A 23,370-nucleotide genomic window follows, 5' to 3' on the forward strand; every position below is an offset into this window, starting at 1 on the left:
GAACGCTTTTCAGCGAAGATGGCCCCATGCTACTGAATGTTTCTGTAAAGTCTTGAAATGTATGCAATTAGACAGGACAAGATTTTCACAATGAGTTGACCTGTTGATCACAGTTCGCTGCATATGGTTGTAGGCATCAGATACTGGAGACGTACGATGCCTTCCCCAATCAAGTTGGAATTTTCCGAAAAGTACGACGATCAACACGCGCAACAATATTTGCTCAAACATCAGGACAATTTGGCTCGCCGGTTGTCCCACAAACGCGACGAGCAACTGGCGCGCGGTGCGCTGGCCATGGCCGGTGAGCCGGGCCTGGTGCTGGACTTGCCGTGTGGCGCTGGACGTTTCTGGCCGTTGCTGGCTGAAAAACCCAACCGCGTGATTATCGGGGCTGACAATTCGGCGTCGATGTTGAAGATCGCCACCACCGCCCAACCGGCGGATGTGGTGAAACGGGTACGGCCCTTGCAGACGTCTGCCTTTGATATCGATTTGCCAGATAACTCCGTCGACAGTATTTTCTGCATGCGCCTGATGCACCACATCGGTGAACCGGAGCACAGGCTGACAATACTGCGTGAGTTTCAGCGGGTTACCCGCGACAGCGTGATTCTTTCGTTGTGGGTAGACGGCAATTTCAAGGCCTGGAAGCGCAAGCGCAGCGAAGTACGTCGTCGCAAACGAGGTGAGCAGGAAGGTTACCAAAACCGGTTTGTGTTACCGGCTGCTACTGTCGAGGCAGAATTCGAGCAGGCCGGTTTCCGTGTTCAGGAATCCCTGGACTTCATACCGCTCTACGCCATGTGGCGAGTGTATGTATTGCGTAAGAGGTAACAGGATGGCAGTTGAGTGCGTAGCAGGCAGTCATGTAGCTCCCGAGGAGCGGTTTGATTATTTCTGGCGCCAGAAGGGCGAGTGGGTCGAAGAACCTAATCGTCGGCGTGGTGGTGAAAGTGGTGTGCAGCGGGTTGTGAGCGCCAATGGGCGATTGCTCTATAGCAAGCGCCAGACCGGTCACATCTACCGCAGTTGGTTACACCCTTTTGGGCGTCCGACCGTGCTTCGTGAACGTGATGCCCTCAAGGGCCTGCGTTTGCTGGATGTGCGCGTGCCGGAACTGGTGTTCTGCGAGGCGCGACGCGACCCGGAGCACCAATGGAAAGCCCTGCTGGTGACCGCGTCCCTGGACGGGTTCGACGAGATCGAAAACTGGTACGCCGCCGGTGGCCGTGAGCAGTATGGCGAGGCAGTCCATGAGCGCTTGCTGCAGGAATTGGCCGCTACCCTGGCGCGCATGCACAAAGGCCGCTGGCAGCATGGTTGCCTGTACATCAAGCACATCTTCGTGCGGGTCACCGGCGAGCCCGATGCGGCGACTGTGGAAGTGGCCCTGCTGGACTTCGAAAAATGTCGCCAGCGCTTGACCGCTTATCGGGCCGCGTCCCATGACATGCTGCAATTGCGCCGCCATTCGTCGTGGAACGATGCCGACTGGAAAAAACTCAGCTACTTTTACGAGACGGCGTTTGGCAGCGCTATCAAGGGTTTAACCAGATGAAGCTAGAAATAGCACGAGGTTTGTTCCTGGTCGGGGCGTTGGGCGTTTCAGCCTTGGCCCTGGCCGTGTGGGAGCAACCTCGCACACAAGTGCTCAGTGCGGTGCAAGGTGGCGGGCAATGCCTGCTGCCGCGTATTGCCAAGGCGAGTGTGGCGGCCAAGCCTGACCATGAATTGCTGTTATTCATGTTCGGTATGTCTCAAGGGATGAGGCCGCAAAGTTGAAACGATTGACCCCCAAAAGGGCCTTGCGATGCGAGGCCCTTTTTTTTGCCTTTTGGATCGTGAGTCAGACCAGGTGCAGGTGGTTATCCCAAAACCCCGCCGGCAACTCCAACGGTTTGGCCAGCAACTGTTCCTGGCGGCAATCATAGAAGCGGCAGCGCCCCTGTCCTGATGTCACCACAAACCCATCCGCCACCGCACCGACACCGGCGCAGTCGGGTAACGGCCCATCCAGGCGCAACTCGGCGCTGTCCATATCCCAGATAAAGAAGCGGTTGCCCCTTGGGGCCGTCAGCGCCACCAGGCGCAGTTCGCTGTGCACCGCCACACTGGCGGTGTAGTGCCCCATCGCCTGCAACTGCTCGTCGGCCACCGGGAACGCCACGAAAGGCTGGCCCGGACGCTTGATTGCCAGCAACTCGGAACGCTCCTGGGACGGCCCCATGAACTGCTGCCCGGTGAGGATGGTGCCATCGCTGGCAATCCCCATATGGCGCACGCTGTTCATCTGCTGGCCCAGGGTTTCCTTGCTGATCAGGCTGCCATCGCGGTGCATCAGTACCAGGCTGGGCTCCATGGCGTTGAGGTTCATCTCCACCCGGCTTTCGGCTTCGGTACGGATACCGCCGTTGGCCACCACCAGGGTTTCACCGTCGGGCATCCAGGAAACCTGGTGGGGTCCGACGCCGTGGGTGGAAATCTCGCCGCTGTGCACCAGCCGCTCGCCCTCGAACTTATACACACCCAGTAGGCCACGGCCAGGGTCGGAGGTGTCGTTCTCGGTGGCGTACAACCAGTCGCCACTCTTGTGGATCACCGCATGGCCGTAGAAGTGGCGGTTGGCGTTCGAGGTGATGGTTTGCAGCAACGCGCCATCGCGCAAGTCGATCAGGTAACTCTCGGTGCCTGGGCGACGGGCAACGAACAGCGCAATCGGCAACGTCGGGTGGTTGATGATGTCGTGGCAGCGCTGGCCGACCTGGGTGGCAAATACCTGCTTGCCATCCAGGCGATAGCCGACGGCGTAGTGCTTGCCGTCGGCATCATCGCGCGCCGACAGCAGCAGCGGGCCCTTGTCTTTGCCTTTGAACAGCGTCCAGCCACCCAACGTGAGGGCGCTGAGCAGTACGCTGCCCATCGCCAAAGCCTGTCGCCTGAGCATCATCAGTCACCGTCGTTGGCATTGAAGCCCAGTTGGACACCCAAGGCCTTGGCCAGCTCGCCCTCGTGCAGGCGGTGGACCACGTTGAGGCTGTCGTAGATGTCGTTGAGCTGCTGGCGCCCGGCGTCATCGTTCAACAGTTCGTTGAGGGTGCGCTGGTTGCTGGCGAACAGTTTCAGGGAGGCAGCATAGGCGGCGTCGATCTTCTCGGCCAACGCCTTCTGATCCGCCGGCAGCAGGCCACGCAAGCCTTTGTTGTCGACGCCCACCCACACGGTCTGGGCCGCGGCGAGGCTGGCCTCGAGGCTTTGCAGGGACGACTGGCTGCGCCACGCATCGGCCTGGAACGGTTGCGGAATGCCCTTGGTCTGGCGGCCCATGGGCGTGCCGAGTTTTTTCTTCAGGGTGTCTAGGGCCGTCACTTGTACGCGCAGCAGGTCGGCAATGGCTTCGTGGGAATCGGCGTAGCGCTGGTTCGGGAACTTGGTCATCTGCGCGAGCATGCCGTCAGTGCTGTTCCAGCTGGCGAGGATCTCTTCGGCCAGGGCTTTCTGACGCTCGCCGATCGCCATCAGCAGCGGGCAGTAGCGGGCTTTCTGGGCTTCATCGGCGACGTCGGGCTTGGCGTCGTAGAGGATGTATTCGTAGGCCGACAGGCCCTGCACCACGACGCTGGACTTGGCCAGGGCGTCTGCATCAATCTGCGGCTGGGCGCTGACCAGTTGCTCGACCTGGCGCCCGACCAGGTTCTTCTTGTCCGGCCAGAACTGTATCTGCCATGCACGGTTGCCCTCGGCCAGCGGGCCGATCAGCAGCGGTTGCAACTCGGCCCAGGCTTTTTGTGCGTGGAGGAAGTCGGCACGGGCGGTGTCCAGGCTTTCCTTGCCCTGGCAGTAGGCCAGAGCGCTGACGGCCAGTTGGCGGTCGGCTTCAACCCAGCGGCTGTAGGTCGGCAGGATCACTTGCTTGGCGATGGCCGCCGAGGTCACCGCTTGCGGGTCCTGGGGCGAGCAGGCGCCGAGGGCAAGGGCGGCCAGGCTGGTGAACAACAACTTGGGACGAAACATGTCGAGCTCCCTTCTGTAAGTGGGGCAAAGCTTATAAAGAATTCAGGAACGCCAGCAACGCGGCACGCTGCTCGGCATTGAACGACAGCACATGCTGCTGCGCCGCTTGTGCTTCGCCGCCATGCCACAGCACGGCTTCAAGCAGGTTGCGGGCGCGGCCGTCATGCAAAAACTGGGTGTGACCACTCACGGTCTGCGTCAGGCCAATACCCCACAGCGGCGGGGTGCGCCAGTCGCGGCCAGTGGCCTTGAATTCGGTACGGTTGTCGGCGAGGCCTTCACCCATATCGTGCAACAACAGGTCGCTGTAGGGGCGAATCACCTGGTTGGCCAGTTCAGGCTCGGCGGCGTTGGCAGCCGTGGTGAACGTCGGCTTGTGACAGCTCTGGCAACCGGCCTGGTAGAACAGGTTCTTGCCGGCCAGCACCTGCGGGGTGTTGACGTCTCGGCGTGCGGGCACTGCAAGGTTGCGGGTGTAAAACAGTACCAGGCGCAGGATGTTATCGCTGACTTCCGGCTCGCCATCCGGGCCATTACCGTTGGGCGCCTGTTTGCAGGCCACTTGGGCGTCGGTGCAATCATCGAAGGGTCTCAAGGAGGTCGTGAGGCCCATATCACCAGAAAACGCGTGAACATTTTGTTGATTGAGGTTGGGTTGCCCGGCTTTCCAGCCAAAACGCCCGAGTACGGTTTTCTGCTGGGCGTCATCCCAGACCCAATTGGCGCGGCCGATGACGGCGTCTTTATCGGCTGTCTTGGGGTCGGTGTTGCGCAGGATATCGGCGTCGCTGATTGCTTCGAGCAGGCCCAGGCCAATCATCGGCGGGGCGACACGCGCCGAGAAGCGTGTATCGGGATGCATCGGGCCGTAGCCGAGTTGGGTGATTTGCAGGGTGGGCTTGCGCAATTCGACGACGGTGCCGTCCTTGAATCTGACCTGGACGGGCGTGTAATCGACCCGCACCTTGCCTTCCGGCGCCACGCCGGGCACGGCCATGTCTTGCAGTTGCCCGCCGTAGACTGGCTCGGGCACCACGCCGATCTGCTCGATAAGCTTGGCGTAAGGTGATGCATCAGGGATGGAGAGGCGCACCAGCATCGACACCGCATTGGGTGCGTCGGGCAGCGGTGGATGGCCACGGCCGTCCTTGATATGGCAGTTTTGGCAGGCGTTGGTGTTGAACAGCGGGCCCAGGCCATCCCGTGCGGTAGTCGTGGCCGGGGCAATCACCCAGGGGTTGCGAAAGAAACTGTTGCCGACGCTGAAATCCAGGCGGCGGGTCGGCGCCAGGTTGGCCGAGGGCAGGGAAAAGGCGTTCTGGTCGCGTTTGTTCACCGTCGTCGCGCCACCGGACCGCGATTCACCAGGCTCTGCCTTGGTGAAGCATGGAGCGTCGTCGCAAGCAGTCAGGCTCAAAGCCATCAACGCTGCGGACAGGCGAAAAAACGAACGGAACATCGAGATTCCTGGACGAGGGCAGAAAATATGGTCGCAAAGTCTAACAGGGCAGGGCGGTTTGAATAAGAGCAATTATCGTTTGGTGGCATCCCGATTCTTTCCCGCTAGAATGAGCGCACATTTTTCTCTGGAGGTGGCCAATGCAGGCTCTCGACGCTTTGCTCAACCGTGTTTCCGTGCCCCGTTTGCTGGAACCGGCACCGACCCAGGAGCAGCGCGACCTGCTGTTCGCCGCCGCCATGCGTGCGCCCGACCACGGTCAACTGCGCCCATGGCGTTTCCTTACCGTAGAAGGCGCGGCCCGCGAGCAGATGGGCACGCTGTTGGCCGAAGCCGCCCGCCTGCAGGATGCCGACGCCCCGCAAGCCGTCATCGACAAGGCGCAGAACGGCCCGCTGCGTGCGCCGCTGGTAGTGGTAGTGATTGCACGTTTGCAGGAGCACTTCAAAGTGCCCAAGTCCGAGCAATTGCTGGCCGCGGCCTGTGCGGCCCACGGCATTCTGTTGGCGGCGTATGCCCAGGGGATCGGTGCGGTGTGGCGTACGGGGGAGTTGTCCTACTCGGCGCATGTCGCCAAAGGCCTGGGGTTGACGGCGGATGAAGAGGTGATTGGCTTCCTCTACCTGGGTACCCCGCAGAACCCGCCGCGTACGGCGCCGAAGGAAGACCTGACGCCGTTTGTCCAGGCCTGGACCGGACGCTAAGCGGCACACGGTCAAAATGTGGGAGGGAGTAAGCCCCCTCCCACATTTGAACCCAGTACCTTTGAGATCGATTACACCCTGAACTGATCCATCAGTTTCATCTGCTGGCTGGCCAGTGCATTGAGCTGGCTGCTGATCGCCGCCGACTCGGTGGCCTGGCCGGTGAGGGTTTCGGTCACGGTACGAATCGCCGAAACGTTGCGGTTGACCTCTTCGGCCACCGCGCTCTGCTGTTCGGCGGCGCTGGCGATTTGCAGGTTCATGTCGCTGATCACCGTGACCGCGTCGCTGATCTTGCCCAGGGCCTGCACGGCTTGATGGATCTGCCCGGCATTGCTCTGGGCCTGGTGCTGGCTGGAGTGCATGGTCGCCACCACCCCACGGGTGCCGCTCTGGATACGTTCGATCACCAGGCGGATTTCCTCGACGGAGTCCTGGGTGCGCTTGGCCAGGTTGCGCACTTCGTCGGCCACCACCGCAAACCCACGCCCGCTTTCACCGGCCCGCGCCGCTTCGATTGCCGCATTCAACGCCAGCAGGTTGGTCTGTTCGGCAATGCTGCGGATCACTTCCAAGACTGAACCGATTTGTTCGCTGTTGACTGCCAGGGCCTCGACTTCAGTCACGGCTTTGCTGACTTCGTCGGCGAGGGTGGTGATGTCGCGGGTGCTCTGCTCGATGATCGCCATGCCTTCACGGGCCGACTGATCGGCGCCGCGAGCTGCGCTGGCGGCATTGGAGGCGCTGTTGGCGACGTCGTGGGCAGTGGCGCTCATTTCATTCGACGCGGTCGCCACCTGGTCGATTTCACGGAACTGCACCTGCATGCCTTCGCTGGTCTGGCGTGCAATGGCCGACGATTGATCCGCCGTACCACGGGCTTCGGTGATGCTTTGCTTGATCTGCGCGATGGTTGGCTGCAGCTTGTCGAGGAAGCGGTTGAACCAATTCACCAATTCGCCCAGTTCGTCTTTCTTGGCGTAGGCCAGGCGTTGGGTGAGGTCGCCGTCGCCGCTGGCGATGTCCTTGAGCATCGCGGCCACGCTGTTGATCGGCCGGGTCACGCCGGTAGCGGTCAGCCAGATCAGCAGCAAACCCAACAGGCCAGCGGCCGCTGCCACTAGCAAGGCTTTGAGGGTGCCGGTGGCCTGGGCTTCGTCGAGCACGGCTTGCAGTTTCACGTTATCGGCCAGCATCACCGCTTTTGGCAGCTTGATCACCACGCCCCAGGACTTGGCGTCGGCAATCGGCTTGACTGGGTATACGGCGCGAATCGTGTCGTCCTGTTCGCGGAGCGCGGGCCGGTCATTGGCGAGCAGTTGCACGATCTCCTTGCCTTCAGCGCCGATGCTGTCGATCAGGTTCTTGCCGACTTTGGCCGGTTCACCGCTGTAGGCCGCGATCAAGCCGGTGCTGGACAGAATCTCCAGGTGCGCTGCGCCGTTGAACACGTCTTTCTGTGCGGCATCGGTGGTGGCTTGCAGGGCTGTGAGGGCGATGTCGACACCGACGACGCCGATGACTTTGCCGTCGACTATCAAGGGCAGGGAAATGGTAGTCATCAGTACCGGCTTATTGGCAACCGTGTCTTCGTACGGGTCCAGCAGGCAAGTACTGCGAGTGTCTCGTGGGCAGGTATACCAAATGTTGTAGGGCGTGCCGCTGAGGTTGAGGGTGGTCTTGGTCAGGTCATCCTCGACCATGATGGTGTTCAGGCTTTCGCCGCCGGCACGGCTCCAGTAGCTGGAAAAGCGCCCTTTCTCATTGGAGACGCGCGCCTTGTCGTCGACGAAGTCGCTGTCCTTGCCATCCAGCCCGTTGGGTTCGAACGACAGCCAGATGCCCAGCACCTTGGTGTTGCGCTCGAACGCGGTTTTTATGCTCTGGTTGATTTCTTCGCGCAGGGCACCGGCTTCAAGGGAACGCTTGGTCCCCAACTGACGCAGGTCTTTGATCTGGTCGGCGAGGGCGGTGACTACCAGCAGGTTTTCACCGAACGTTTTCTGCAATTGCCCGGCCTGCTCCGCCGCTTTGGCTTGCAGCAGTTGTTCCACGCTGGCAGTCAGCATTCGTGAGCTTGAATCACTGACCAATAGGTCGTTCTGGTTGGTGTTGTAGATATTGATGCCGACCACCAGTGCAATCACCCCCAACAGGCAGAGGCCGGAGAGCAGCACGATTTTCAAGCGGATGGAGAGGGTGTCGAACATAGGTTCACTCACGAATGGTCTTGTTGGAATGCAAGCAAAGCGAGCCAAGTCCATTCGGCGCCATGCCTGAAACATCGGCGTAACAAATCAATTCATGAGGAACAGGCGATGAGCGGTAGGAAAACGCCTACATGTAGCCTTATACGGGGCGTACGAGCTGCTCGGGGCGGGACCAGATCCACAGGTTACCCAGGCTCATCCCGGCGATTGCCAGGTACACCGGCCAGCCGTGATCCAGCATCACCAGCATCAAAACGGCACACAGCAACATGCTCACGGTGGCGCTGACCTTGGCCCGGCGCGCAATGATCTTGCCGTTACGCCAGTTGAACAGGATCGGGCCGAACAGGCGGTGGTTTTCCAGCCAGGCGCTGAGGCGCGGTGAGCTTTTGGTGGCGGCCCAGGCGGCGAGCAGGATGAATTCGGTGGTCGGCAAACCCGGTATCACAATCGCCACTAAACCGATCCCCAGGCTGACATAGGCCAGCAGCCCGTAGAGGAACTGGGCGATCTTGGAGGAGGATTGGGTTTTGCCGGTCATAGGTGGGGGTATCACAGAAAATCAATGTGAAATGAGTTCTAAATGTGGGAGGGGGCAAGCCCCCTCCCACATTTGATTGCATTTCAATCTGGAGGTCAGGCCATTTCAGGGGCGCTAGCGTACGCCTGTTCCAGCAACACGGTGAAGCGCACAAACGCATCGATCGCGCCTTTCTCCACGGCGGCTTCTTCTTCAGCGCTGAATTCCAGGCCGTCGAGGGTGCGGGTGAAGCTCTTCCAGCCTTCGGCGCGGCCACCGGCCGGCTCGCCCAGGTGACGGGCACCGAAAGTTTCGCTCAGGCCCAGGCCCACGGCGCGCTTGATCAGGAACGCAGCGCCCAGCTTGGAACCTTCGGACACAAACAGCCAGCCCAGGGCTTCGGCCTTGCTCGGGTTGTTCACCGCACCGGCGACTGGGGCCGGGATTTCGGTGTCGAGGTCAGCCAGGTCGAGCTTGGCCGCTTCGGCGCGGCAGCGTGCAGCCAGGTCAGGGACGATCTTGATCAGTTCGGCATCGTTGTACAGGGCTACCAGCTCCGACTGGAACAGGTACTGAGCCACCACGAAACGGGCGAAGTTGGCTTGGGTTTCGAACGGGGCGTGAGCCTTCACCAGCGCATCGAGCTTGGTGTGTGGCGCGTTGGTGATCTGGTTCAGGCGCTGGGAGCGCAGGCTTGGGCGTTCTGCGGTAGGAGAAGCGGTCATGAAAAAAGTCCTTGAGAAGGGGGAGCGCCTGGGTGCCCTAAAGAGAGCTGTTATCAACTAGACGAACAAGATGACGCGGCACAGTAAAAAATCCTCACCCCGCCGCTGATTGATTCCGGCGAGGTGAGGCGGGTGGATCAGATGTCCCAGATCAGGTTGATCGCAACGTTGCGACCCGGCTGGGTGAGGCGGTCGAGGTTGGCCGGGCCGGTCACCGCCGCTTCGCCGACGCTGTCGTAGCTGCGCACGTCATCCCAGTTCCAGTACTTCTTGTCCGTGAGGTTGTAGAGGCCACCATTGAGGGTGACGTCGTTGGTGACCTTGTAGTAGGCGGTCAGGTCGAGGATGCCGAAGCCTGGGGTCTTGAACGGGCCGTCGGTGCTGCCGTCGGGCGCGTGGAAGGTGCTGCTGTCGACACGATTCTGCTTCTTCACCAAGGTCCAGCTCAGCAGGCCGCCGTAGTTGTCCTGGTCGTAGCCCAGGCCAAACACGCCCTTGAGTGGGTTGACGCTGTTGAGCGGCTGGCCATTGTCGTCGTTGCGGCCGTAGGTGTAGGCAATCGAGCCTTGGGTGTACAGGCCTTTCGGCGCGCCGAAGGCGTCCAGGTTCAGGCGGCCCTTGGCTTCCGCGCCCTTGATGGTGGCGCGCTTGATGTTGACGGCCTTGAACTGCTCCACGGTGCCGCCGACCACGGCGTTGTCTTCGTCGATAAAGTCACGGTACTTGTTGTAGTACACCGCGATATCGAAGGAACCTTCGTCAAACTTGCCGCGAATCCCGGTTTCGATGCCTTTGCTGGTTTCCGGCTTGAGGTCGGGGTTGGGTTCGACGCTGTAGCCCAGGTCGAGGTTTTCGAAGCGACCGTACAGGGCCTTGGCGGACGGGGTACGGAAGCCCTCGGCGTATTGGCCGAACCAGGTGTAGTTATCGGTCAGAGCATAGGTCAGGCCGAACTTGGGCGTTACGCGGTGCCAGGTTTTGTCCTTGCCGTCGACGTTATATGCGCCGGTGGGGTTGACGGTGCTGAGGAATTCCTCGGTCAGCTTGGGCTTGAGCCGGGTGTAGTCATAACGCACGGCGGGCAGGAAGGTCCATTTGTCCCAGGTGATCTGGTCCTGGGCAAACAGCGAGTAGGTGTTGATGGTCGGGTCGGGGAAGTCGCTGGCTTTTTTCACGCTGTCGCCCGCTTGCGGGCTGGGCGCGCCGATCGCCGTGCAACCGGAGCCTACGGCCAGGCACGAGGCCGAGCCTTCGCGGGAGCCGGTGACTTTCTGCTGCTTGAGGGTGGTGCCATAGGTTACTTGGTGGTCGGTCTCACCGAGGCTGAAAGCCTTGTCCAACTGAGCGTCGAAGACCCACTGTTTTTCTTCGTAAAGGGTGTCGCGGGTGCGCAGGACGCGACGGCCAGCCTGGTAGATTTCGGCGGTGGTCTGGTCGGTCTTGGCGATCTGGTAGTTGAGGCTGGTCTTGATGCGGTCGGCAATCGGCGACTCCAGGGCGAAGGTGTTTTCCAGGCCGAAGCGCTCGCGAGTGATGGTGTCGTTGCCTGAGCGGGCACGGTAGAGGTTCATGCCCCGGCCACCGATGAACGGTCCGCCCACGGCGTTCTTCAGATTGACGTCGCGATCATCCTTGAACTTCTCGTAGGTCAGGCCCAGGCGGTTGTCATCGCCATAGTTCCAGCCCAGCTTGGCCAGTATGTTGGTGGTGCGCGCATCTTCCGGGTTGGCGCCGGTGCGGGCCAGGCCGGTGGCGTTGTTGCCGTCGTAGGATTCGGTTTCATGGCCATTGCGCTGGCTCAGGTGCAGCAAGCCGTCGAAGTCCTGTACACGCCCAGCGAAGGTGCCGGAGGTCAGCCAGCTCTCGTCGGCGGAGCTGTAGCCGGTCTTCAGGCGGGCGCCGACGTCTTTGCCGGGCTTGATGATGTCATCCGGGTCGAGGGTGAAATAACTCACCGCACCGCCAATGGCGCTGCTGCCGTACAGGGCCGAGGCCGGGCCGCGCAGGATTTCCACGCGCTTGACGATTTCCGGGTCGACGTAGTTGCGGCGGGTCTTGGCGTAGGGGCCGTTGAAGAAGTTGTTGGGCACTTCGACGCCATCCACCTGGGTGAGGACGCGGTCGCCGTCGATACCACGGATGTTGTAGCCCGCGTTACCCGAACGGGTACCGGCGCCGCCGACGGAAACGCCGGGTTCGTAGCGCACCAGTTCACGGATGTTGTTGGTGTTCTGGCGGTCCAGTTCCTGGCGATCGTGCACGCTGACGGTGCTCGGTACGCTGTTCACATCCTGTTCGTTACGGGTGGCGCTGATGGTCACCTGTTGCAGGTTGAGGGCGCCGCCCGCTGCACGTTTCTCCAGCACGATGTTGTTACTGCCCAGTTTGCGGTAGCTCAGGTTGGTCCCCGCCAACAGCCGGTCCAGGGCTTTTTCCGGCGACAACGGGCCACGAACGCCAGGGGACGACACACCCTGGCCCAGCTCAGCCGGCAGGCCGACTTGCCAACCCGTCACTGCAGTAAAAGCGTTGAGTGCCGACACCAGTGGTTGCTGCTCGATGCTGAACGTGTAATTTGCGTGGCTGCGTGGGGCCGGTTCGGCGGCGGCGGCCATGACCGGCGCGCCAGCCAGCAGGATCGCAGCGGTCAGCAAGGACAAAACGGGCGAAGAACACCGGCGGTTGAAACGAGATGACATCGAGAGCGCTCCGGGGAATACGAATCTTATAGTTGCGAACCGAACCAAATAGGAATCAGTTGCATTGGCTAAGACGAGACGTACCACCGTGCACTATCGAGTAAAAATAATTCTCATTTAGTTCAAGATCACCAACGCTGGGTATTCCGACAGCTTGGCCGAGGTGATGTGGGCCAGGGAGCGCACCACGTCCAGAGGCTGGTCGAGGCGGTAGTTGCCAGTGACTGCGACGCTGGCCAGTTGTTCGTTGTTGTTGACGATCCAGCCCGGGTAATAGCGGCGCAGTTCGGCCAGCACTTCGCTCATCGGGCAGTTTTCGAACACCAGCCGGCCCTGGACCCAGGCCAGATCCTTGCTGGCATCCAGCTTGGCCGGCTGGCCGAAACCCTTGGGGCCGATGCGGATACTTTCGCCGGCACTCAGACGTACGCGGGCATCGTCGAAGGTATTGCTCAGGTCGACATCGCCGCGTTGCACCTGTACCTGGGCTTCGCCATTGAGGTAGCGCACGGCAAAAGCGGTGTCGCGCACGCTGGCGCGCACGGGGCCGGCGTCGATTTCCAGGGGCAGGCCACGGGTGGGGGCAATTTCGAAAAACGCCTCGCCCTGGTACAGGCGCGCAATGCGCTGGTGGTCCTTGATGCTGCTGGAAAACGCCGAGTTGGTGTTCAGCAGCACCTTGGAGCCATCATCCAGTTGCAGGCGCTGGCGCTCGCCGACGACGGTGAGATGGTCGGCCTGCAGACGCACCGGCAGGTTGCTGAAACTGAACAGGCCAATCAGCAGCACAGCGGCGGTGGCCAGGGGTTTCCAATGCGGTTTTATCCGGCGCCAGCCGCTCGGCTTGCGCGGCGCTGCGAGGGCCACCGCGGCGCTGTGTACCGGCGCACCACCCCAGGCGGCTTGGGCCTTGCTGAAGGCGTGGACGTGTGCCGGGTCCTTGGCCAGCCAGGCGTCGAACTCAGCCTGCTGCCCGGGTTGCGGGCACTGCAAGGCGATCAGCCAATCGAGGGCTTGGTCCATGGCCGTGTCTTGCAACACCTCATGAGCCAGCTCATGGGGGCGCAGTTTATTCGGGTCCGTCACGGTGTTCCTCGGGTCTTCGCCACGTTCTATTCATCATTCCTACAGCTTGGATCGACACCTCTGTGGGGTGAAGCTTAAGGCTGATCCAGCCGTTCGGCCACACCTACACAGATGGCCATGATCAATTTCAGTTCTTTTTGCACGGTGCTCAAGGACACGCCCAATTGATCGGCAATTTCCTGATAGCTGCAACCGTGCAGGCGACTGAGGATGAAAATCCGCTGCTGGCGGGCGCTCAACTGGCCGAGGCTGACACTCAGGTGTTCCAGCAGTTGCTCGGCCTGGGTGGCTTCTTCAGGTGTGCTGACCGGGGCGGCGACGCTTTGCAGGACATCCAGCGGGACATCTTCCTGCAGCGTACGGGCCTGGATCCGACGCGCGCGCAAGTGATCCAGCGCCAGGTTACGCGCCGTCTGGTAGACAAAAGGCTCAAGGTGGTCGATTGGCCGCTCGCTCAGGGCCCGAGTCACGCGCAGGTAGGTTTCCTGCAACAGGTCCTCGGCAGTGCTGTGGTTATTCACCATCCGCTGCAAGGTGCGTAGCAGAATCACCCGTTGGGTGAGAAAGACTTGGTTGAAGCGAGATTGGCTCACAGTGATACCAGACCGATTTGCAGCGAATGATAATGCTTATCATCAACTGAAATGGCAAGTGGCTATTTCTGTGGGCCAGCGCAGGTGCAAGGAAATGCCCAAACCCCATGTGGGAGCGGGCTTGCTCGCGAATGCGGCGTGTCAGTCAGCGAATAGGCCAGCTGAACCACCGCATTCGCGAGCAAGCCCGCTCCCACACAAGCCCGACTCCCATAAAAGGGTGGGATTACTCGGCGTTGCACAGCGCCAGGCAGTTATCCAGCATGCGGTTGGAGAAGCCCCACTCGTTGTCGTACCACGCCAGCACTTTGAGCAGCTTGCCGCTGACCTTGGTGTGGTTGGCGTCGAAGATCGACGACAGCGGGTTATGGTTGAAGTCACTGGAAACCAGCGGCAGGGTGTTGTAGCCGAGGATCTTGGAGTGCTGGCTGGCCTGTTTCAGCAGGGCATTGACCTCATCGGCCGTGGCTTCTTTTTTCAACTGCACGGTAAGGTCTACCAGGGACACGTTGATCACCGGTACACGCACCGCCATGCCGGTCAGCTTGCCCGCCAGTTCCGGCAGCACCAGGCCGACTGCTTCAGCGGCGCCGGTCTTGCTCGGGATCATGTTCTGGGTGGCCGAGCGCGCGCGGTACGGGTCGGTGTGGTAGACGTCGGTGAGGTTCTGGTCGTTGGTGTAGGCGTGAATGGTGGTCATCAGGCCGCTTTCGATACCCAGCTCACGGTGCAGCACCTGGGCCACCGGCGCCAGGCAGTTAGTGGTGCACGAAGCGTTGGAGATGATCTGGTGGGATTGACGCAAAATGTCATGGTTCACCCCGTACACCACGGTGGCATCCGCGCCCTTGGCCGGGGCCGAGATGATCACCTTGCGCGCGCCGGCGGTAATATGGGCGGCAGCCTTGTCACGGTCGGTGAACAGACCGGTGCATTCGAACACTACGTCGATCTTGTGTGCAGCCCACGGCAGGTCGGCGGGGTTGCGAATGGCACTGACGGCAATCCGGTCACCATTGACGGTCAGGCTTTCCTGATCGTGGGCAACCTCTGCATCGAAAGTGCCATGTACGGTGTCGTACTTGAGCAGGTGGGCATTGATCGAGCTGTCGCCCAGATCATTGATGGCGACGATCTGCAAATCCTGGCGATAGCCTTGGGTATACAGTGCGCGCAGGACATTACGGCCGATACGGCCAAAACCATTGATTGCGATACGTAGAGTCATTGGAAAAGTGCCTGTCGTCGATTTGTTGTAAGAATTACAAGATTATTCGCATAAAAATAGAAAACAAGCCTTTTTAGTGGCAATATTTTGTTCAATCTACAACGAGTGACCTGAATCAACTGGTCCGATGATCCAAACGACCCCCTGCCATCCCATGAGCCGTGGGCGTTTGATCAGCATAGACTCTCAGGTCGCCACATCCGTTAGCCTGGAGTTCTATACATGCATCCCCGCGTTCTTGAGGTCACCGAACGGCTTATCGCCCGCAGCCGCGCCACCCGTGAGGCTTACCTTGCGCTCATTCGCGGCGCAGCCAGCGACGGTCCGATGCGCGGCAAGCTGCAATGCGCCAACTTCGCCCACGGTGTGGCCGGTTGCGGCACCGAAGACAAAAACAGCCTGCGCATGATGAATGCCGCCAACGTGGCAATTGTTTCTTCTTATAACGACATGCTCTCGGCGCATCAGCCGTACGAACATTTCCCTGAACAGATCAAGAAAGCCCTGCGCGAAGTCGGCTCGGTCGGCCAGTTCGCCGGCGGCACTCCCGCGATGTGCGACGGTGTGACCCAGGGCGAGCCGGGCATGGAGCTCAGCCTGCTCAGCCGTGAAGTCATCGCCATGTCCACGGCGGTAGCGCTGTCCCACAACATGTTCGACGCCGCGCTGATGCTGGGCATTTGCGACAAGATCGTCCCCGGCCTGATGATGGGCGCGCTGCGCTATGGCCACCTGCCGATGATCTTTGTCCCGGGCGGGCCGATGCCGTCGGGTATCTCCAACAAGCAGAAAGCCGATGTGCGCCAGCGCTATGCAGAAGGCAAGGCCAGCCGCGAAGAGTTGCTGGAATCGGAGATGAAGTCCTACCACAGCCCCGGCACCTGCACCTTCTATGGCACCGCCAACACCAACCAGTTGCTGATGGAAGTGATGGGCCTGCACTTGCCGGGCGCCTCGTTCGTCAACCCGTACACGCCGCTGCGTGATGCGTTGACCCGCGAAGCCGCGCACCAGGTCACGCGGTTGACCAAGGCCAGTGGCAACTTCACGCCTATCGGTGAGATTGTCGACGAGAAGTCCATCGTCAACTCCATCGTTGCCCTCAACGCCACTGGCGGCTCCACCAACCACACCTTGCACATGCCGGCCATCGCCATGTCGGCGGGCATCATCCTGACCTGGCAAGACATGGCCGACCTCTCCGAGGTGGTGCCGACCCTGTCCCACGTGTACCCAAACGGCAAGGCCGACATCAACCATTTCCAGGCGGCGGGCGGCATGTCGTTCCTGATCCGCGAACTGCTCGAAGCCGGCCTGCTCCACGAAGACGTCAACACCGTGGCCGGCAAGGGGCTGAGCCGGTACATCCAGGAGCCGTTCCTGGTGGACGGCGAGCTGGTCTGGCGCGACGGCCCGATTGAAAGCCTCGACGAAACCATCCTGCGGCCGGTGGCTCGTGCGTTCTCGCCGGAAGGTGGCCTGCGCGTGATGGAAGGCAACCTCGGCCGTGGCGTGATGAAAGTCTCGGCCGTGGCGCCGGAGCATCAGGTTGTCGAAGCGCCAGCGGTAGTGTTCCAGGACCAGCAGGACCTGGCCGACGCCTTCAAGGCCGGCCAGCTGGAAAAAGACTTCGTCGCGGTGATGCGCTTCCAGGGCCCACGCTCCAACGGCATGCCGGAATTGCACAAGATGACGCCGTTCCTCGGCGTGTTACAAGACCGTGGTTTCAAAGTGGCGTTGGTGACAGACGGGCGTATGTCCGGCGCGTCGGGTAAGATCCCCGCCGCGATTCACGTCAACCCCGAAGCCCAGAGCGGCGGGCCGCTGGCGCGGGTGCAGGATGGCGATATCATTCGTGTGGATGGCGTTACCGGCACCTTGGAGCTTAAGGTAGACGCTGCAACATTTGCAGCGCGTACGCCTGCCACGGGCCTGTTGGGTAATAACGTGGGTGCCGGTCGCGAGCTGTTTGCATTCATGCGCTTGGCCGCAAGCTCCGCAGAGCAGGGCGCCAGCGCCTTTACCTCTGCCTTGGAGACGCTTAAGTGAAGCTTGCGCTGGTCGGTGATATCGGGGGTACCAACGCCCGTTTTGCGTTATGGCGGGACCAGGAGCTGCATTCGATCCGAGTGCATGCCACGGCGGATCACCAGAGCCCCGAAGAGGCGATCAAGGTCTACCTCAAAGAGGAAGGCCTGGAAATCGGGGACATCGGTGCAGTGTGCCTGTCGGTGGCCGGGCCGGTGAGCGGGGATGAATTTAAATTCACCAACAATCACTGGCGCCTGAGCAAGACTGCTTTTTGCAAGCGCTTGCAAGTGGATGAACTGCTGCTGGTCAATGACTTTTCGGCCATGGCCCTGGGCATGACGCGCCTCAAACCCGATGAGTTCCGCGTGGTCTGCGAAGGCACGCCGGAACCGTTGCGCCCGGCGGTGGTGATCGGCCCGGGCACCGGCCTCGGTGTGGGTACCTTGCTGGATCTGGGCGCTGGCCGTTTTGCGGCCTTGCCGGGGGAGGGCGGGCATGTCGACCTGCCACTGAGCAGCCCGCGGGAAACCCAGTTATGGCAGCACCTCTACACCGAGATCGGCCATGTCAGCGCCGAAACCGCCTTGAGCGGCGGCGGGTTGCCGCGCCTGTACCGCGCCATTTGTGCAGTCGATGGGCATACGCCGGTGCTGGACAGCCCCGAAGCCATTACCGCAGCGGGCCTGGCCGGCGACCCTATCGCAATCGAAGTGCTGGACCAGTTCAGCATCTGGCTGGGCCGGGTGGCCGGTAACAATGTGCTGACCACGGGTGGGCGCGGTGGTGTGTATATCGTGGGTGGGGTGATTCCGCGGTTTGCCGAGTTCTTTATCAACAGCGGTTTTGCCAAGAGTTTCAGCGATAAGGGCTGCATGAGTGACTACTTCAAAGGTATTCCGGTGTGGTTGGTGACTGCGCCGTACTCGGGGTTGACCGGGGCGGGCGTGGCGCTTGAGCAGGCTTTTGCGTAGGGGCTGATGGCCTCTTCGCGAGCAAGTCGAATCGTCGCACCGCCGCTCCCACATTTGACCGCGTTCCAACTTTGGAATGCAGGCAAATGTGGGAGCGGGCTTGCTCGCGAAAGCGGCCTCAAGAGCAACAAATGACTTAAGCTTGGCCATAACAACAAGGAGGACCCCGTGAGCGTAATCAGTAAATCCATTCTCCTCGTCGACGACGACCAGGAAATCCGCGAATTGCTGCAAACCTACCTCAGTCGCGCCGGCTTCCAGGTGCGTGGCGTGCCGGATGGTGCGGGGTTCCGTCAGGCGATGAACGAGGCGCCGTGCGACCTGGTCATCCTCGATGTAATGCTGCCGGACGAAGATGGGTTCAGCCTTTGCCGCTGGATCCGCCAGCACCCGCGCCAGGCGCAGGTGCCGATCATCATGCTCACTGCCAGTTCCGATGAAGCCGACCGCGTGATTGGCCTTGAGCTGGGCGCCGATGACTATATCGGCAAGCCGTTCAGCCCCCGCGAGTTGCAGGCGCGGATCAAGGCGCTGTTGCGTCGCTGCCAGTTTGGCCAGGAGCGCGGCAGCGGAGGCGATGTGCTGGTGTTCGACGAGTGGCGCCTGGATATGATCAGCCACCGGCTGTTCCACGTTGACGGTGAAGAGGTGATCCTCTCCGGTGCCGACTTCGCCTTGCTCAAGTTGTTTCTCGACCACCCGCAACAGATCCTTGACCGCGACACCATCGGCAACGCCACCCGTGGGCGTGACCTGATGCCGTTGGACCGCATTGTCGATATGGCCGTCAGCCGCCTGCGCCAACGCTTGCGCGATACCGAAAAACCCCCGAGGCTGATCCGCACCGTGCGTGGCAGCGGTTATCAACTGGCAGCCAGCGTGGTTGCCGGCAATGCCCACTGAGCCTTTAAGCGAGCGCCGCCGGCGCTTCCCGGTGCCCCGTTCACTGCTGGGGCGCATGTTGCTGCTGACGTTACTGGCGGTGCTGTTCGCCCAGGCGCTGTCCAGCGTGATCTGGGTTTCGCAATTGCGCGCCACCCAGCTCGAGGGTCTGGTCACCAGCGCCCGCAGCCTGGCGCATTCGATGACTGCCAGCGTGAGTTACTTTCGTTCGCTACCGGTGGCCTATCGGCCGTTGGTCCTCGACCAGTTGCGCAGCATGGGCGGCACCCGTTTTGTCGTGACCCTCAATGATCGCCCGCTGGACATGCAGGTATTACCTGAAACCCCGCGCAAACAGGCGGTACTGGTCGCGGTGGACGAAGTGCTGCGCCAGACCCTGGGTGCCGACGTGCATATCTCGGTGGAGTTCGTCAGCGCCGAAGACCTGCGCATCTTCAATGCCGGGCTCAAGCTCGACGAGCTGCCACGCTCCTGGGCCCATTACGCGTTAACCCTGGAGCCGGTGAACCCACCGGTATTGGTCACCCAGATTCAACTCGCCCCCGGCGAATGGCTGTACATCGCCTCGCTGTTGCCCGAGCCCTATACCAGCCTTGAAGAACAAGGCCTGCCGTCCCAGCAAGTGTGGTTTATCGTGCTGACCAGCGGCTTCCTGCTGTTGTTCATCGGCCTGCTGGTGCACTGGCAAAGCCGGCCACTCAAGCGCCTGGCACGGGCAGCGCGGGATATGTCCCTGGGCGCCGATGTAGAACCGGTGGCCGAAGGCGGTGGCAGTGAAGTGGTGGAAGTGGGCCGTGCGTTCAATGCCATGCGCGAACGCATCAGCCGTTACCTGACCGAACGCAGCCAATTGTTCAGCGCGATTTCCCACGACCTGCGCACACCGATTACCCGCCTGCGCCTGCGTGTGGAGTTGCTCGAAGACGAGAACCTGCAAGCCAAGTTCGGCCGTGACCTGGATGAGTTGGAACTGCTGGTCAAAGGCGCGCTGCAGTGCGTGAAAGACACCGACATCCACGAGAACATCCAGCCGGTGGATCTCAACCACGTACTCGAATGCCTGGTGGAGCCGTACCTGGCGCCCAACGGCAATGGCCGCGTGACTCTGGATGGCGCGGCGCTGGCGGCTTACCCCGGCAAGCCGCTGGCGCTCAAGCGTTGCATCGGCAACCTGATCGACAACGCCTTGAAGTATGGGCAGAACGCGCATTTACATATCGAAGATGATGGCGCGCAGTTCATCCTGCATGTGGATGACGAAGGCCCCGGCGTACCGGAACAGAGGCTGGAACAGGTGTTCGAACCGCACTTCCGCCTGGCCGGGCAACAACAGGGCTACGGCTTGGGATTGGGGATTGCGCGCAACATTGCCCATAGCCATGGGGGCGAGGTGAGTTTGCAGAATTTGCGCGAGGGTGGGTTGCGCGTCACCCTGCAACTGCCCCGCGGTTTAGACTGAACACACGCTGATCAAATGTGGGAGGGGGCTTGCTCCCGATTGCGGTGGTTCAGTTAACAAATCAGTGACTGACATACCGCCATCGGGAGCAAGCCCCCTCCCACATTTTGATCTTCATCCGGTCAGATACTTTGGCGCAGTCGGGCCAAATCTCTTAGGGGCGGCGCGCCAAACAACCGGCTGTACTCCCGGCTGAATTGCGACGGGCTTTCATACCCCACCCGATACCCCGCCGCCGAGGCTTCGAGCCCTTCGGCAATCATCAGCCGACGGGCCTCCTGCAAGCGCAGTTGTTTCTGATATTGCAGCGGGCTCATGGCGGTGATCGCCTTGAAGCGATGGTGCAAGGTCGAGACGCTCAGGTTCACTTCCTTGGCCAGATCGTCGATGCGCAGCGGTTGTTCGTAGTTGCCGTTCAACCACTTGATCGCCTGGCTGACCCGATGGCTCTGGCTGTTGGCCACAGCAATTTCATACAGGCGATAACCCTGTGGGCCACGCAGCAAACGGTAGAGAATTTCCCGGTTGATCAACGGCGCGAGCATGGCGATGTCTTTGGGTGTATCCAGCAGGCGAGTCAGGCGCAGCACCGCGTCGAGCAGTGGGTGGTCGATGCGGTCAACGTACATCCCGCGGGTCGACGGGCGCGAGGGCACGCCCATCGGCCCTGCCTCTGCGATCAGGGCTGTCAGTTGCGCCGGGTCGATGTTGATGCGCACCGACAGGTTGGGGTCTTCGGCGGTGGCATCAATGATCCGCCCGGCCACGGGCATCGCCACCGAAAACACCAGGTAGTTGAGTGGGTCATAGGCGAAGATTTCGTCGGCCAGGCGCACTTCCTTACTGCCGCTGGCGAGGATGCACAGCGCAGGTTCCACCAGCACCGGCATGAAATCCCGTGGCGTGTTGTGGCGGTTCAGGTACAGCGAGGTGATCGCCGTGCCGTAGGAACCGTCTTCCCAGGTATGGCGGTGCACGATACTGGCCAGCTCGGCGCGTTGTTTCTCCATCTCGGCATCGAGGGGAGTGGACTTTGGATTGGGCGACGGCATTGGGCGTCCTCTACACGCTGCTTTGATGGGCTCAGCTTAGTGGCGGCTTTTCAAATAGTGTTACGTCGATTCTGCCTGATCCTTGCCTGATCCTGCGATATGTCGCGAATCAGGCAATCATGCAGGCTGTCATCTCCCTGAAACACTGGGCCTGTGCATGGAATGAATCAGCGATGCCAAACGCCCTCTCTACGTTTTTCGCAGGATTGTGCAATAAGCCTGCAGGAATTGACTAACCGCACCCGCATCCACGTCGTTATCTTTGATCCTGTGGCAACACGCCCCCACAGTGTTTGCCGAGCATCACTTCTCAACGGGAGAGTCGAACATGTCCACCCCCATTCCCGCGAGCCATATGGCCTTTATCCGCGCCCGTAGCGGGTGCAGCACCGAACTCGGTGCACGCTTGAGCAGTTTGATTGAACCGGGTCGCCAGGCCCAGGGTTGCCTGCAATTCTCGTTGCAGCATTCCCAGGTCGATCCCGATGTCTGGCTGGTGTCGGGGTTCTGGAGCAGCGAGCAGGCCATGAGTGCCTACTTCAGCTCTCCGGCCCTGATGATCTTCACCGAGCTGTTGAACGACATGGTGGTCAGCAGCATGGACTTCCAGACCTTCACCGATGCATCCGCCGCACACGCCTACGGCGAGTACCTGCAACTCGCCGGTTGAGGGTTACAATGGCCGACTTTCCATTGGCCAGGACCTGCAACATGGCACGTAAACAATTTGCCCACCACGAAGCCGTTTCCGCCGTAGTACCAGGTGAAGAGGGCTACAGCGCCGCCGTTGCCGTCAAGGCACTGGATGGCATGTGTGCACCGCAGTTTCACAAGATCCTTGATGGGCAGAAGTTCAAGACGGCTTCGGATGCCGATGATGCGGCGACGCTGCAGCTTGAGTGCCTGGTCGATGTGGACGAAGAAGGCCGACTGAGCTGGGCAACTGCTGCGAACTAAACAACACAGATGAGCAAATGTGGGAGGGGGCTTGCCGCACCGCCCCTCCCATATTTTTACTGCATTTCAGTCAGGGTTTTGTGACGCCTGGGCGGTACATCTTGAACAGCGCTTCCGGCCCCAGCTGGAAGTAATCCGCTGGGCCGCCACCGCGCAAAATCGGCTCGGCGGCAGCGGTGTCGTAGATCCCATCCTTTAGCAGCCACTTGGCAATGTGCACCGCCACCACTTCGCCCAGCACCAGCCAGCTCGGTACCAACTGCTGATCGGCGCGTTGCAGCTGGATGATCTGCGTCACCTTGCATTCGAACGACACCGGGCTCTCGCCCACCCGTGGCACACCGACGACTTTCGAGGCCACCGGCGTAAGGCCGGATAACTCGAATTCATTCACCTCAGGCGATACCGCTGCGCAACTCTGGTTCATCTGCTCGGCCAGCGAGCGAGTGGCCAGGTTCCAAACGAATTCGCCGGTCTGTTCGATATTGTTCAGGCTGTCTTTACGCCCGACACTGGAAAAGCCAATGATCGGCGGAATGTAGTTGAACGCGTTGAAGAAGCTGTAGGGCGCCAGGTTCAGGCGGCCTTCGCTGTCGTGTGACGAGATCCAGCCAATCGGCCGTGGGCCGACAATCGCGTTGAACGGGTCGTGGGGCAGACCGTGGCCGTTGGCGGGTTCATAGAAGTGGATATCATCGGACATGGGCCGGTCCTGCTTTGAATTTTGGGGGCGGCCATCATATCCAATGTGGGAGCGAG

General features: G+C 61.0%; 22 protein-coding genes and 1 pseudogene. 10 read left to right on the top strand and 13 right to left on the bottom strand.

Annotation, left to right across the window (positions count from 1 at the left end):
- The first annotated feature begins 156 nt into the window (after window positions 1-156).
- The 3 genes from JFT66_RS12265 to JFT66_RS12275 are packed head-to-tail and all read left to right on the top strand — an operon-like array spanning window position 157 to window position 1,785.
- Window positions 157-837: a class I SAM-dependent methyltransferase gene (locus tag JFT66_RS12265; protein WP_034115824.1), complete on the top strand. Its 681-nt coding sequence runs from the start codon at window positions 157-159 to the stop codon at window positions 835-837.
- Window positions 838-841: 4 nt separating this feature from the next.
- The gene (locus JFT66_RS12270) at window positions 842-1,561 is read left to right on the top strand and encodes a lipopolysaccharide kinase InaA family protein (protein ID WP_034115823.1); all 720 of its coding nucleotides are present in this window, start codon (window positions 842-844) and stop codon (window positions 1,559-1,561) included.
- Window positions 1,558-1,785: a hypothetical protein gene (locus JFT66_RS12275; protein WP_034115822.1), complete on the top strand. Its 228-nt coding sequence runs from the start codon at window positions 1,558-1,560 to the stop codon at window positions 1,783-1,785. The genes JFT66_RS12270 and JFT66_RS12275 overlap by 4 nt, the downstream gene beginning before the upstream one ends.
- A gap of 64 nt (window positions 1,786-1,849) precedes the next feature.
- On the opposite strand, the gene JFT66_RS12280 is transcribed toward JFT66_RS12275, so the two are convergent.
- From JFT66_RS12280 to JFT66_RS12290, 3 genes are read right to left on the bottom strand one after another with little or no spacing between them, the layout of a single operon-like run.
- On the bottom strand, window positions 1,850-2,947 hold the full coding sequence (locus tag JFT66_RS12280) for a DUF1513 domain-containing protein (RefSeq protein ID WP_153872540.1): 1,098 nt from the start codon (window positions 2,945-2,947) through the stop codon (window positions 1,850-1,852).
- 2 nt (window positions 2,948-2,949) lie between these two features.
- Window positions 2,950-4,014, bottom strand: a complete 1,065-nt coding sequence (locus tag JFT66_RS12285; RefSeq protein ID WP_034115820.1) for an imelysin family protein — start codon at window positions 4,012-4,014, stop codon at window positions 2,950-2,952.
- 31 nt (window positions 4,015-4,045) lie between these two features.
- Window positions 4,046-5,473, bottom strand: a complete 1,428-nt coding sequence (locus JFT66_RS12290; protein WP_198859339.1) for a di-heme oxidoreductase family protein — start codon at window positions 5,471-5,473, stop codon at window positions 4,046-4,048.
- A 140-nt stretch (window positions 5,474-5,613) separates the two neighbouring features.
- Here JFT66_RS12290 and JFT66_RS12295 point away from each other — a divergent pair, with 140 nt between their 5' ends.
- Window positions 5,614-6,177: an NAD(P)H nitroreductase gene (locus JFT66_RS12295; RefSeq protein ID WP_153839100.1), complete on the top strand. Its 564-nt coding sequence runs from the start codon at window positions 5,614-5,616 to the stop codon at window positions 6,175-6,177.
- Between the two features lie 71 nt (window positions 6,178-6,248).
- On the opposite strand, the gene JFT66_RS30175 is transcribed toward JFT66_RS12295, so the two are convergent.
- From JFT66_RS30175 to gap, 8 genes and pseudogenes are all read right to left on the bottom strand, one after another.
- Window positions 6,249-7,004, bottom strand: a complete 756-nt coding sequence (locus JFT66_RS30175; RefSeq protein ID WP_411829036.1) for a methyl-accepting chemotaxis protein — start codon at window positions 7,002-7,004, stop codon at window positions 6,249-6,251.
- A gap of 102 nt (window positions 7,005-7,106) precedes the next feature.
- A pseudogene (locus JFT66_RS30180) lies at window positions 7,107-8,462 on the bottom strand (PDC sensor domain-containing protein); the annotation flags it as partial.
- Between the two features lie 64 nt (window positions 8,463-8,526).
- Window positions 8,527-8,928 (bottom strand): YbaN family protein, encoded by a 402-nt coding sequence (locus JFT66_RS12305; RefSeq protein WP_034115816.1) that lies wholly within the window; start codon window positions 8,926-8,928, stop codon window positions 8,527-8,529.
- A 95-nt stretch (window positions 8,929-9,023) separates the two neighbouring features.
- Window positions 9,024-9,632: a biliverdin-producing heme oxygenase gene (locus tag JFT66_RS12310; protein ID WP_034115815.1), complete on the bottom strand. Its 609-nt coding sequence runs from the start codon at window positions 9,630-9,632 to the stop codon at window positions 9,024-9,026.
- 137 nt (window positions 9,633-9,769) lie between these two features.
- Window positions 9,770-12,331 (bottom strand): TonB-dependent receptor, encoded by a 2,562-nt coding sequence (locus tag JFT66_RS12315; protein WP_198859340.1) that lies wholly within the window; start codon window positions 12,329-12,331, stop codon window positions 9,770-9,772.
- Window positions 12,332-12,448: 117 nt separating this feature from the next.
- Entirely contained in the window at window positions 12,449-13,417 is a 969-nt protein-coding gene (locus tag JFT66_RS12320; RefSeq protein ID WP_034115813.1) for a FecR family protein, read from the bottom strand.
- Window positions 13,418-13,491: 74 nt separating this feature from the next.
- Window positions 13,492-14,010 carry an RNA polymerase sigma factor gene (locus JFT66_RS12325; RefSeq protein ID WP_034115812.1) on the bottom strand — a complete coding sequence of 173 codons (519 nt, stop codon included), beginning with the start codon at window positions 14,008-14,010 and terminating at the stop codon, window positions 13,492-13,494.
- A 226-nt stretch (window positions 14,011-14,236) separates the two neighbouring features.
- Window positions 14,237-15,238, bottom strand: coding sequence for a type I glyceraldehyde-3-phosphate dehydrogenase (gene gap / locus JFT66_RS12330; protein WP_005791003.1), 1,002 nt, complete (start codon window positions 15,236-15,238; stop codon window positions 14,237-14,239).
- Window positions 15,239-15,460: 222 nt separating this feature from the next.
- Between gap and edd the strand changes: the two genes are divergently transcribed.
- The 4 genes from edd to JFT66_RS12350 all read left to right on the top strand — a co-directional run bounded on the left by edd (window position 15,461) and on the right by JFT66_RS12350 (window position 20,602).
- Window positions 15,461-17,287 (top strand): phosphogluconate dehydratase, encoded by a 1,827-nt coding sequence (gene edd / locus JFT66_RS12335; RefSeq protein ID WP_153839097.1) that lies wholly within the window; start codon window positions 15,461-15,463, stop codon window positions 17,285-17,287.
- Complete coding sequence (locus JFT66_RS12340; RefSeq protein WP_034115810.1) at window positions 17,284-18,240, top strand: glucokinase; 957 nt, start codon at window positions 17,284-17,286, stop codon at window positions 18,238-18,240. Before edd ends, JFT66_RS12340 begins: the two co-directional genes overlap by 4 nt.
- 168 nt (window positions 18,241-18,408) lie before the next feature.
- On the top strand, window positions 18,409-19,143 hold the full coding sequence (locus tag JFT66_RS12345; protein WP_034115809.1) for a response regulator: 735 nt from the start codon (window positions 18,409-18,411) through the stop codon (window positions 19,141-19,143).
- On the top strand, window positions 19,133-20,602 hold the full coding sequence (locus JFT66_RS12350) for an ATP-binding protein (protein WP_034115808.1): 1,470 nt from the start codon (window positions 19,133-19,135) through the stop codon (window positions 20,600-20,602). The genes JFT66_RS12345 and JFT66_RS12350 overlap by 11 nt, the downstream gene beginning before the upstream one ends.
- Before the next feature lie 122 nt (window positions 20,603-20,724).
- Here JFT66_RS12350 and JFT66_RS12355 read toward each other — a convergent pair whose 3' ends face one another.
- Entirely contained in the window at window positions 20,725-21,654 is a 930-nt protein-coding gene (locus JFT66_RS12355) for an AraC family transcriptional regulator (protein ID WP_034115807.1), read from the bottom strand.
- 328 nt (window positions 21,655-21,982) lie between these two features.
- On the opposite strand from JFT66_RS12355, the gene JFT66_RS12360 reads away from it, so the two are divergent.
- Complete coding sequence (locus JFT66_RS12360; protein WP_198859341.1) at window positions 21,983-22,324, top strand: antibiotic biosynthesis monooxygenase family protein; 342 nt, start codon at window positions 21,983-21,985, stop codon at window positions 22,322-22,324.
- An 8-nt stretch (window positions 22,325-22,332) separates the two neighbouring features.
- Window positions 22,333-22,611 carry a hypothetical protein gene (locus JFT66_RS12365; protein ID WP_198859342.1) on the top strand — a complete coding sequence of 93 codons (279 nt, stop codon included), beginning with the start codon at window positions 22,333-22,335 and terminating at the stop codon, window positions 22,609-22,611.
- 70 nt (window positions 22,612-22,681) lie between these two features.
- Here the strand turns inward: JFT66_RS12365 and JFT66_RS12370 are convergent, their stop codons facing one another.
- Entirely contained in the window at window positions 22,682-23,314 is a 633-nt protein-coding gene (locus JFT66_RS12370; protein WP_034115804.1) for a flavin reductase family protein, read from the bottom strand.
- Window positions 23,315-23,370: the final 56 nt, after the last annotated feature.

The organism is Pseudomonas sp. MF6755 (genome assembly GCF_016405635.1).
GTDB classification, from domain to species: Bacteria; Pseudomonadota; Gammaproteobacteria; order Pseudomonadales; family Pseudomonadaceae; genus Aquipseudomonas; species Aquipseudomonas haemolytica.